The sequence below is a fragment of the Streptomyces sp. NBC_00986 genome, from assembly GCF_045162565.1.
Lineage (GTDB): Bacteria > Actinomycetota > Actinomycetes > Streptomycetales > Streptomycetaceae > Streptomyces.
The window spans coordinates 4,081,466-4,091,979 of the sequence record NZ_CP108733.1 but is presented as its reverse complement, the minus strand read 5'-3'; the positions used below and the strand labels follow the sequence as shown (position 1 = coordinate 4,091,979).

Genomic DNA, 10,514 nt, shown 5'->3' with positions numbered 1-10,514 from the left:
GGGCTCGCTGTGGCGAGCAGGACCCGGAAGCGGCCAGGTTTTTGTGATTATCTTGTGCTCTTCCTGAGAGGCGCTTCGGGGCCCACGTCCTCAGCACTCGATGATGTTCACAGCCAGCCCACCCCGGGCTGTCTCCTTGTACTTCACGCTCATGTCCGCCCCCGTCTCCTTCATCGTCTTGATGACCTTGTCGAGGGACACCTTGTGCGAACCGTCCCCCCGCATGGCCATCCGCGCGGCGGTGACCGCCTTCACCGCGGCCATGCCGTTGCGTTCGATGCAGGGGATCTGGACGAGGCCGCCGACGGGGTCGCAGGTGAGGCCGAGGTTGTGTTCCATGCCGATCTCGGCCGCGTTCTCGACCTGTTCGGGGCTGCCGCCCAGGACCTCGGCCAACGCGCCCGCCGCCATCGAGCAGGCCGAGCCGACCTCGCCCTGGCAGCCGACCTCGGCGCCGGAGATGGAGGCGTTCTCCTTGAAGAGCATGCCGATGGCGCCGGCCGAGAGCATGAAGCGGACCACGCCCTCCTCGTCCGCGCCCGGCACGAAGTTGATGTAGTAGTGCAGGACGGCCGGGATGATGCCGGCGGCGCCGTTCGTGGGGGCGGTGACCACGCGGCCGCCCGCCGCGTTCTCCTCGTTCACGGCCATCGCGTAGAGCGTGATCCACTCCATCGCGTGCGCCAACGGGTCGCCCTCCGCCCGGAGTTGGCGTGCCGACATGGCGGCCCTGCGGCGGACCCGGAGGCCGCCCGGCAGGATGCCCTCCCGCGACATGCCCCGCGAGACGCACGCCTGCATCACGCGCCAGATCTCCAGCAGCCCGGCCCGGATCTCGTCCTCCGTGCGCCAGGCGCGCTCGTTCTCCAGCATCAGCGCGGAGATCGACAGGCCGGTCTCCTGCGTGAGCCGCAGCAACTCGTCGCCCGTGCGGAAGGGGTACTTGAGGACCGTGTCGTCCAGCTTGATCCGGTCGGCGCCCACCGCCTCCTCGTCGACCACGAAGCCGCCGCCCACCGAGTAGTACGTCTTCGACAGCAGTTCGGTGCCTGCCTCGTCGTACGCCCACAGCGTCATGCCGTTCGCGTGGTACGGCAGGGTTTTCCGGCGGTGCAGCTTCAGGTCGTTGTCGTAGGAGAAGGGGATCTCGTGCTCGCCCAACAACCGGATGCGGCCGGTCCCTTTGATCTGCTCGACCCGTTCGTCCGCGCCCTCCACGTCCACCGTGCGCGGCGACTCGCCCTCCAGGCCGAGCAGCACCGCCTTCGGGGTGCCGTGGCCGTGGCCGGTCGCGCCGAGGGAGCCGTACAGCTCGGTGCGGACGGAGGCGACGGAGTCCAGCAGGTCCTCGTTGCGCAGCCGGCGCGCGAACATGCGGGCCGCCCGCATCGGGCCGACCGTGTGGGAGCTGGACGGGCCGATGCCGATCGAGAACAGGTCGAAGACCGAGATGGCCACGGTGACTCCTCAGAACGCGGGACGAGCAAGGTGGTGCGGGGGTGGGACACCGGCGCGCACCTCCCAGTGTGCGCCGGTGTCCCCTAAGGGCTACAGCCCGGGATACAGCGGGTACTTCTCCGCCAGCGCGGTCACCCGGGCCTTCAGGCCCGCCACGTCGTACGACGGTTTCAGCGCCTCCGCGATGACATCGGCGACCTCGGCGAAGTCCTCGGCCGTGAAGCCGCGGGTCGCCAGCGCCGGCGTGCCGATGCGCAGGCCGGACGTCACCATCGGGGGCCGCGGGTCGTTCGGGACGGCGTTGCGGTTGACCGTGATGCCGACCTCGTGGAGCCGGTCCTCGGCCTGCTGGCCGTCGAGCTCGGAGGTCCGCAGGTCCACCAGGACCAGGTGCACGTCCGTGCCACCGGACAGGACGTCGACCCCTACGGCCTTCACGTCGTCCCGCACCAGGCGCTCGGCCAGCAGCCGCGCCCCCTCCACGGTACGCCGCTGCCGCTCCTTGAAGTCCTCGCCGGCCGCGACCTTGAAGGAGACCGCCTTCGCGGCGATCACATGCTCCAGCGGACCGCCCTGGAAGCCCGGGAAGACGGAGGAGTTCAGCTTCTTCGCGAACTCCTTCTTCGCCAGGATGATCCCGCCGCGCGGGCCGCCCAGCGTCTTGTGGGTCGTGGACGTGACGACGTCGGCGTACGGGACGGGGTTCGGGTGCAGACCCGCGGCCACGAGGCCCGCGAAGTGCGCCATGTCGACCCACAGGTACGCCTCGACCTCGTCCGCGATCCGGCGGAACTCCGCGAAGTCCAGCTGGCGCGGGTACGCCGACCAGCCCGCGATGATGACCTTCGGCCGGTGCTCCTTGGCGAGCTTCTCCAGCTCGGCCATGTCGACCAGACCGGTCGTCGGGTCCACGTGGTAGGCGACCACGTCGAACTGCTTGCCGGAGAAGTTCAGCCGCATCCCGTGGGTCAGGTGACCCCCGTGTGCCAGGTCCAGGCCGAGGATGGTGTCGCCCGGCTGGGCCAGCGCGAACAGCGCGGCCTGGTTCGCGGAGGCGCCCGAGTGCGGCTGCACGTTCGCGTACTCGGCGCCGAACAGCTCCTTGACCCGGTCGATCGCGATCTGCTCGGCCACGTCGACGTACTCGCAGCCGCCGTAGTAACGACGGCCCGGGTACCCCTCCGCGTACTTGTTGGTGAGGACCGAGCCCTGCGCCTCCATGACCGCGACCGGAGCGAAGTTCTCCGAGGCGATCATCTCCAGCGTGGACTGCTGCCGGCGCAGCTCGGCGTCGACGGCCGCGGCGATGTCCGGGTCGAGCTCGTGCAGCGGCGTGTTCAGGACGGACAGGTGGTCGGACGTGTGGTCAGACATGGTGCTACGACTCCTCAGCCGGCGGAAAACGCGGTGTACTCGTCGGCGGAGAGCAGGTCGCCCGGCTCCTCCGCGACGCGCACCTTGAACAGCCAGCCGCCCTCGAAGGGGGCCGAGTTCACCAGCGACGGGTCGTTCACGACGTCCTCGTTGATCTCGGTGACCTCGCCGCCGACGGGCGAGTACAGGTCGGACACCGACTTCGTCGACTCCAGCTCACCGCAGGACTCGCCCGCGGTCACCGTGGAGCCGACGTCGGGGAGCTGGGCGTAGACGACATCGCCGAGCGCGTTGGCCGCGAACTCGGTGATGCCGACCGTCGAGACGCCGTCCTCGGCGACCGACAGCCACTCGTGCTCCTTGCTGTAGCGCAGCTGCTGGGGGTTGCTCATGGCCTGAATTCTCCTGTACGCGGGGGAGTGCTGATGAATGGGGGACTACGGAGGACATCGACAGGCAGGGGCGATCCGCCCCGGTTCACAGACGTGACGCTACGACGACTGTCACTTCTCGCGCTTGTAGAACGGCAGCGCCACGACCTCGTACGGCTCGTGACTGCCCCGGATGTCCACGCCGACACCGGTCGTGCCCGGCGCCGAGTGCGCCGCGTCGACGTAGGCCATGGCGATCGGCTTGCCCAGGGTGGGGGAGGGGGCGCCGGAGGTGACCTCGCCGATCACCTGGCCGGCGGCGACGACGGGGTACCCGGCGCGCGGGACCCGGCGGCCCTCGGCGACGAGCCCGACGAGGACGCGAGGCGGCTGCGAGGCGGCGCGCTCGGCGGCTGCCTCCAGGGCCGTACGCCCGACGAAGTCGCCGTCCTTCTCGAACTTCACGACCCGGCCGAGCCCCGCGTCGAAGGGCGTCAACGACGTCGACAACTCATGCCCGTACAGCGGCATGCCCGCCTCCAGGCGCAGGGTGTCCCGGCAGGACAGCCCGCACGGGATCAGCCCGACCGGCGCCCCGGCCTCGGTCAGCGCCAGCCACAGCTTCTCCGCGTCACCGGGGGACACGAACAGCTCGAAGCCGTCCTCGCCGGTGTAGCCGGTACGGGCGATCAGCGCGGGGACGCCCGCGACCGTGCCGGGCAGGCCGGCGTAGTACTTCAGGCCGTCGAGGTCGGCGTCGGTGAGCGACTTGAGGATGCCGGGGGACTCGGGTCCCTGGACGGCGAGCAGGGCGTAGGCGTCACGGTCGTCGCGGACGACCGCGTCGAAGCCCTCGCTGCGCTCGGTGAGCGCGTCCAACACCACCTGCGCGTTGGAGGCGTTGGCGACGACCATGTACTCCGTCTCGGCGAGCCGGTACACGATCAGGTCGTCCAGGATGCCGCCGTCGGCCCGGCAGATCATGGTGTAGCGGGCGCGGCCGAGGCCCACGGAGGCGATGTTGCCGACGAGGGCGTAGTTGAGGAGACGGGCCGCGTCCGGTCCCGTGACCGTGATCTCGCCCATGTGGGAGAGGTCGAAGAGGCCGGCCTTCGTGCGGACGGCGAGGTGCTCGTCGCGTTCCGAGCCGTAGCGGAGCGGCATGTCCCAGCCGGCGAAGTCGGTCATCGTCGCACCGAGCGAGCGGTGCAGCGCGTCGAGCGCGGTACGGCGCGTCTCAGGGGTGGCGGTACTGCTCATCGGTCGGTCTCCCAAGGCATGACGGCGAGGTCGTTCCTCCCCATCTGTCATCGGGACCTGAGAGGTTCGCCATGACCGTGGACGGGACATGGGTTGCACCTTGGGTGGGACCACCGTGACCGGCGGTCCGCTTTTCAGATGTGCCTCGCCCGCGCGGTAACGGGGCCTGAGAGATTCAAGGGAGGGACTTGCTCCTTCGGCGCCCCAGATGACGTATGTCTGGGGACTCTCCCGCGCGGATTCAAGCGGCCGGTATGCAGTTAGGCGGGCACATCATCGCACAGGCTTTGTAACAGGCCTGTGGCTGGACGCGAACGGAACCGCGAGACACCGTGCATTACCTTCTCTTTACGTTCAGTGGGGAGAACCTTTCCTGACCCCGCAGGGAGGACGATCACGGTGACAAGGACCACGGTGTACGCCACGACCTCGGCCGTAGCGTTGCCCAAGCAGCCCTCGGCCCCGGCCAGGGAGGCATGCCCGGCCCGCCCGGTACCGACGGTCCGCGATCTCCGCGAGCGCGCGGGCCACAGCCCGCACGGACTCCGCTTCGGCCCCCGCGACCTGGTCGTGGTCACCGGCCTGCCCGGCAGCGGCAAGTCCACGCTGATGCGGCGCGCGGTGGCGGCCGGCGACGGCGTCCGCGTCGACAGCCAGGACACCCGGGACCGCTGGGACACCCGCGTGTCCGGCGTTCTTCCCTACGCGGTCTACCGCCCCCTGGTCCGCCTCGCCCACTACGCCGGACTGCACCGCGCGCTGCGTTCCGCGTCCGGAGCCGTCGTGCACGACTGCGGTACGCAGACCTGGGTGCGCGGCTGGCTGGCCCGGGCCGCCGGGCGCCGGGGCGGTGCGCTGCACCTGGTGTTCCTCGACGTCACCCCGGACACCGCGCTCGACGGCCAGCGCGAGCGCGGCCGCGGAGTCTCGCGGTACGCGTTCCTGCGCCACCGCAGGGCCGCCGCCCGGCTGTTGCGCGAGGTGGAGCGCGGTGATCTGCCCCGGGGTGTCGACTCGGCGATCCTCCTGGACCGGGACGCGGCGGACGTGCTGCGCCGGATCGACTTCGCGGACTGAGCCGCTAGCCTTTTCAGCCACAGCAGGGTTACAGCAGGCGGTTTCACCAGCAGGCGGTAGGTAGATGGACTTCCCGGCGGACTTCCCCGGTCAGGCGTACCCCCACCCGCATCCGCACGGCGGATGGCCGGGCAACGAGCTGGAGGAGGTGCTCTCGGCGTCCCTCGGCATGCCCTCGGCCGGCGGCCGGATCGTCGAAGTGCTCGGCCGCAGCTTCGTCTGGGTCCCGCTCCCCAGCGGCGGCGGCCCGCAGAGCGGCCCCTTGGACCTGCCGACACTGGACATCGAGGGGCAGGCGTACGTCCCGGTGTTCAGCTCCGAGGAGCAGTTCCGCCAGGTCGTCGGCTCGCATCTGTCGTTCACGATCGCGCCGGCGGTGGAGTTCGCCCGCGGGCTGCCCCCGCAGGTCGGCCTCGCGGTGAACCCGGGCGGCATGGTCGGCGTCCCGCTCCCGCCCCTCGCCGTGGCCGAGCTGTGCCGCATCGGCCGCACCGCCCTCGACGGCCCCACCAGCGGCGGCCGCGTCCGCCTCTTCGAACCCGACTGGCAGGACGACCCGGTCGACTTCCTCACCGCGGCCTCCGCCGAGTTCGCCGCGATCGGCGTGGTCGGCTCGGCCCGCCGCTGCCTCGCCGCCATCGAAACAGCCGCCCCCGTGATGTTCGTAGGCGTAGAACTGACCAACTGGGACGGCGACTTGAGAGCGGCCCCGATGGAAGCGCTCGCCCGGGCACTGGGCCAGGTAACGGTCCAGTGGCAGGTCAACCTGGTCCTCCTGGACGTAACCCAGGACCCGGTGGCGGACTGGATGCGCCAGACGGTACGTCCCTTCTATACACAGGGTCACTAGCAAGCACCCCGAGGGGCAGCATCCTCAGGGGCGCGGGGAACTGCGCGACCAGCCACACTCGACCCGCACTCGCCAACGCACACAAGGCCCCCACCCCTTGGGCGCTTAAGCTGTTCCCAAACGCAGGGCACCTACAAAAAGGAGCGGACACGTGAGCGCCAGCGGCACCGCGACCGGCCAGGTCGAGCACATGCTGCGCCAGGTGACGCCCGGGCGCTACGACGCCTACGAGGCGCTCCTGCGCGCCCTCGCGACCCCTCACTCCGGTCAGATCTGGATGCTCCTGTGGCACGGCCAGTCCGGCTCCCCGGACGCCCAGTACGGAAACATGCAGGTCGACAAGTACGGCTACGCCCCCTGCGTCACCTCCGCCCAGGAGCTGTCGGCGAGCGGCTGGAACCGCTCCTACGAGGTGGTCGACGGCCTCGACGTGGCCCGCACCCTCTACCCCGACCACTTCGGCCTCTGGCTCAACCCGCACGCGCCGGGCGGAGGCGTCGGCATCCCCTGGCTGGACCTCCGCAGAATCGCCACTGGCCTGGAACGCCAGCCGGCAGGCCCCCTGCGCCTGTCCGAACCGGGCATCGAGGTCCCGCAGTTCTACGCCCTGCTCACGCAGAACGCCCACCGCACCCCGGCGGTCCGCGCGCTGCGCCGCGCCTGGGTACAGCCCGCGCTCGGAGCGCCGTACCTCGCGATCGGTCTGGACGTCTACGACACCAGCCCGCCCGCCGTGGACTCGGTGCGCGGCATGATGCAGCAGTCGATCGGCGCGGTCCCCGACGGACTGCCGGTGTCGACCGTGGCGATGTCCGACGAGTACGACCCGGTGGCCCTGTGGCTGCGGGCGAACGCCCGCCCGTTCTACGACCGTGAGGCCCACGCGGCGCCCGCTCAGGCGGGTGGGTACGGATACCCGCCCGTCCGTGGTGGATACTGAACCCGCGAGTCCTCTTCTCAGCTTCTCCGCAGGATTTACGTCTACGGCACATTTCTTCGCGCGTAGACGGCGGTGTGGTGCCCCGAAAGACGCCGAATCTCTGTTCTGTCCCAAGTGTCCGGCGTCCGGGGTGCGTTACCCACTGTTCGGATAACGGAATCCCTAGTTAAGCATCACGGTTGCGCATACTTTCGCCGTCAGACCTGGCGGGTGATCGCAGCCACGCTGAAGACTCGCGACTCAGACACAGGGTCCAGGGACCCATGTCCACTGCAAGTCGACAAAGCCGCTAATCCGCGGCAGGCGTAAGCCGGTAACCACCGGCGAGAGGGGTCGGGTCACAGTGACCGCACCGATCGAGACCACGGGGGCGGAAGCCGGGGCGCAGCCGGAGGCTGTGCTCGCCGGCGCCGAGAAGGGGCAGATCGAGGGCCGTTCCCTTGGACAGATCGCCTGGACCCGGTTCAAGAAGGACAGAGTCGCCGTCGCCGGCGGCGTCATCGTCGTCCTGCTGATCCTGGTCGCGGCACTCTCCCGTCCGATCCAGTCGATGTTCGGGCTGGATCCCGACGCCTTCCACCAGAACCTGATCGACGCCAACACCTCGCTGCCGAAGGGCGGTTGGGGCGGGATGAGCTGGGACCACCCGCTCGGCGTGGACCCGCAGTTCGGCCGGGACGTCGCCACCCGCATCCTCGAAGGCTCCTGGGTGTCGCTGGTGGTCGCCTTCGGCGCCACGATCCTGTCGAACGTGATCGGCACCATCCTCGGCGTCGTCGCGGGGTACTACGGCGGCCGGGTCGACTCGATCATCAGCCGGCTGATGGACACCTTCCTCGCCTTCCCCCTGCTGCTCTTCGCCATCGCTATCTCGGCGACCCTGCAGGGCGGTGCCTTCGGTCTCAACGGCCTGCCGCTGCACCTGAGCGTGCTGATCTTCGTCATCGGCTTCTTCAACTGGCCCTACCTGGGCCGGATCGTCCGCGGCCAGACCCTCGCCCTGCGCGAGCGGGAGTTCGTGGACGCCTCCCGGGGCATGGGCGCCAAGGCGCCGTACATCCTCTTCCGGGAGCTGCTGCCCAACCTGGTCGGCCCGATCATCGTCTACTCGACGCTGCTCATCCCGACGAACATCCTCTTCGAGGCGTCCCTCAGCTTCCTCGGGGTCGGTATCCAGCCCCCGCAGGCATCCTGGGGCGGCATGTTGCGGGACGCGGTCACCTATTACGAGGTCGACCCCGCGTACATGATCGTTCCCGGCCTCGCCATCTTTGTGACCGTCCTGGCGTTCAACCTGCTGGGCGACGGTCTCCGTGACGCTCTCGACCCCCGCAGCCGCTAGGGCCCGCACCCGAGAGTCCATCAAGTTTCCGACAATGGAGGAAGCAGACCATCATGCGAAGGTCAGCGCTGGCCGCAGTTGCGGCCATCGGCTCCGCGACACTGCTCATGGCAGGTTGCAGCAAGGCCGATGACAGTAAGAGTGACAACGGTGGGACGAAGGCGGCTGGGGCCAACGCAGCGACCAAGGACGTCGTCAACGCCTCTACGCACAAGGGCGGGACGGTCACCTACGAACTGTCCGACGTTCCGGACTCGTTCGACCCGGGCAACACGTACTACGCGTACATGTACAACTTCAGCCGGCTGTACGCCCGTCCGCTGATGACGTTCGAGCCCGGCCCCGGTTCCAAGGGGAACACCCTGGTCCCGGACCTCGCCGCGAGCAAGGGTGTCTCCAGCGACGGCGGCAAGACCTGGACGTACAAGCTGCGTTCGGGCCTGAAGTACCAGGACGGCACGGCGATCACGTCCAAGGACGTCAAGTACGCCGTGGAGCGTTCGAACTTCGCGCGTGACGTGCTCTCCCTCGGCCCGAACTACTTCCAGCAGTTCCTGGTCGGCGGCAAGGACTACAAGGGCCCGTACAAGGACAAGAGCGCCGAGGGCCTCAAGTCCATCGCGACGCCCGACGACACCACCATCGTCTTCCACCTGAACACGGCCTTCCAGGAGTTCGACTACCTGGTCGCGGCGCCGCAGACGGCTCCGGTGCCCCAGGCGAAGGACAAGGGCGTCGACTACGTCAAGAACATCGTGTCCTCCGGCTCGTACCAGTTCCAGAGCTACCAGGACGGCAAGCAGGCCGTCCTCGTGCGCAACAAGAACTGGAACGCGGCGACGGACCCGCTGCGCAAGCAGTACCCGGACAAGATCGTCGTGAACCTGAAGGTCAACGCCGACACGATCGACAAGGACGTCCTCGCGGGCGACGCGATCGACATGGGCGGTACGGGTGTCCAGGCCGCGACCCAGGCGCAGCTGCTGACCTCCGCCGACAAGAAGGCCGGCACGGACAACACCTTCGGTGGCCGTCTCGTCTACATGGCGATCAACACCAAGGTGAAGCCGTTCGACAACGTGGCCTGCCGCAAGGCCGTCGAGTACGCCATCGACAAGGTCTCCGTGCAGACCGCCGAGGGCGGCCCGATCCGCGGTGAGATCGCCAGCACCGTCCTGCCGCCGGACATCACCGGCTACGAGAAGGCCGACCAGTACGCCACCACCGGCAACAAGGGTGACGTCGCCAAGGCCAAGGCGCAGCTGCAGGCCTGTGGCAAGACGTCGATCTCGACGAACCTGTCGGCCCGCAGCGACCGTCCGCAGGAGATCTCCGCGGCCACCGCGATCATCAACTCGCTGAAGGCCGTCGGCATCAACGCCAGCCTGAAGCAGTACCCGTCGGGCAAGTACTTCACCGACTACGCGGGTGTCCCGAAGTTCACCGAGCAGCAGAACATCGGCCTGATCATGATGCAGTGGGGTGCCGACTGGCCCTCCGGCTACGGCTTCGAGCAGCAGATCCTGAACGGTGAGGCGATCGGCGCGTCGGGTAACACCAACCTGTCGCAGTACGACAACAAGACGGTCAACAACCTCCTCGCCAAGGCCATCGGCACCGAGGACGTGGCCACCCGCAACAGCATGTACGCCCAGATCGACAAGCAGACCATGAGCGACGCGGCCCTCGTTCCGCTGACCTACTTCAAGGTCCTGCTGGCCCGTCCGGCGAACTACAGCAACCTGGTGTCGACGGCGGCCTTCAGCGGCCAGTACGACTACCTCAACATCGGCACCACGAAGTAGTCGTAGCCCCGGAAGGCAGGTGAAGGCATTGGTGCCC

9 protein-coding genes and 1 riboswitch are annotated in these 10,514 nt (G+C 68.9%); of the genes, 5 read left to right on the top strand and 4 right to left on the bottom strand.

Annotation, left to right across the window (positions count from 1 at the left end; all coding sequences use genetic code 11):
* Positions 1 to 90 precede the first annotated feature (90 nt).
* From OG504_RS17535 to gcvT, 4 genes are all read right to left on the bottom strand, one after another.
* Positions 91 to 1,458, bottom strand: coding sequence for an L-serine ammonia-lyase (locus OG504_RS17535; RefSeq protein ID WP_405990663.1), 1,368 nt, complete (start codon positions 1,456 to 1,458; stop codon positions 91 to 93).
* 90 nt (positions 1,459 to 1,548) lie between these two features.
* Positions 1,549 to 2,808, bottom strand: a complete 1,260-nt coding sequence (gene glyA / locus OG504_RS17530) for a serine hydroxymethyltransferase (RefSeq protein ID WP_405996359.1) — start codon at positions 2,806 to 2,808, stop codon at positions 1,549 to 1,551.
* A gap of 38 nt (positions 2,809 to 2,846) precedes the next feature.
* Positions 2,847 to 3,224: a glycine cleavage system protein GcvH gene (gene gcvH / locus OG504_RS17525; protein ID WP_019058529.1), complete on the bottom strand. Its 378-nt coding sequence runs from the start codon at positions 3,222 to 3,224 to the stop codon at positions 2,847 to 2,849.
* A gap of 111 nt (positions 3,225 to 3,335) precedes the next feature.
* Positions 3,336 to 4,463, bottom strand: a complete 1,128-nt coding sequence (gcvT, locus tag OG504_RS17520) for a glycine cleavage system aminomethyltransferase GcvT (RefSeq protein WP_405990662.1) — start codon at positions 4,461 to 4,463, stop codon at positions 3,336 to 3,338.
* Between the two features lie 144 nt (positions 4,464 to 4,607).
* Positions 4,608 to 4,707: riboswitch (glycine riboswitch) on the bottom strand.
* A 149-nt stretch (positions 4,708 to 4,856) separates the two neighbouring features.
* Here gcvT and OG504_RS17515 point away from each other — a divergent pair.
* From OG504_RS17515 to OG504_RS17495, 5 genes are all read left to right on the top strand, one after another.
* Positions 4,857 to 5,540 carry an AAA family ATPase gene (locus OG504_RS17515; protein WP_405996358.1) on the top strand — a complete coding sequence of 228 codons (684 nt, stop codon included), beginning with the start codon at positions 4,857 to 4,859 and terminating at the stop codon, positions 5,538 to 5,540.
* A gap of 64 nt (positions 5,541 to 5,604) precedes the next feature.
* Positions 5,605 to 6,390: an enhanced serine sensitivity protein SseB gene (locus OG504_RS17510; RefSeq protein WP_405990661.1), complete on the top strand. Its 786-nt coding sequence runs from the start codon at positions 5,605 to 5,607 to the stop codon at positions 6,388 to 6,390.
* Between the two features lie 151 nt (positions 6,391 to 6,541).
* On the top strand, positions 6,542 to 7,330 hold the full coding sequence (locus tag OG504_RS17505) for an enhanced serine sensitivity protein SseB C-terminal domain-containing protein (RefSeq protein ID WP_033282774.1): 789 nt from the start codon (positions 6,542 to 6,544) through the stop codon (positions 7,328 to 7,330).
* Positions 7,331 to 7,673: 343 nt separating this feature from the next.
* Complete coding sequence (locus OG504_RS17500) at positions 7,674 to 8,672, top strand: ABC transporter permease (RefSeq protein WP_405990660.1); 999 nt, start codon at positions 7,674 to 7,676, stop codon at positions 8,670 to 8,672.
* Between the two features lie 53 nt (positions 8,673 to 8,725).
* Positions 8,726 to 10,477 (top strand): ABC transporter substrate-binding protein, encoded by a 1,752-nt coding sequence (locus tag OG504_RS17495; protein WP_405990659.1) that lies wholly within the window; start codon positions 8,726 to 8,728, stop codon positions 10,475 to 10,477.
* Positions 10,478 to 10,514 lie beyond the last annotated feature (37 nt).